Raw genomic sequence first — 417 nt, forward strand, 5'->3', positions numbered from 1 at the left:
ACGTGAAGACCGACAAAATCGACGCGGGCACACTGGCCAGCTTGCACGCCGCGGGCTATCTGCCGGAGATCTGGACGCCGGATGCCGCAACCGAGCGGATGCGGCGGCTGGTGGCGCGGCGCTACCAGGTCGTGCGGCATCGGACCCGGATCAAGAACGAGGTCCATTCCATTCTTCACGCCCACCTGCTCCCGAAATGCCCGCATGCCGATCTGTTCAACGGTCGTGGCCGAGACTGGCTTAAACGCCAGCCTGTGCCTGAGGATGAACGTATTGCCATCGAGCGGCATGTGCGTGAACTTGATCGGCTGCGCGAGGACCTCGTGATCCTCGATCGGCAGATCGCCGAAGGCACGATGGTTGATCCCGCCGTCAAGCGGCTGCTCACGATCACCGGCGTCAGCCTCACCGTTGCGC

Annotated in this window: 1 protein-coding gene; it reads left to right on the forward strand. The window is 63.8% G+C overall.

From position 1 onward, the window contains the following. Window positions 1–417, forward strand: a 417-nt coding sequence (locus QN224_RS33655) for a transposase (protein ID WP_283980190.1), incomplete at both ends; no start/stop codon positions are given.

It is taken from the genome of Sinorhizobium sp. 7-81 (genome assembly GCF_030124405.1).
Lineage (GTDB): Bacteria > Pseudomonadota > Alphaproteobacteria > Rhizobiales > Rhizobiaceae > Sinorhizobium > Sinorhizobium psoraleae.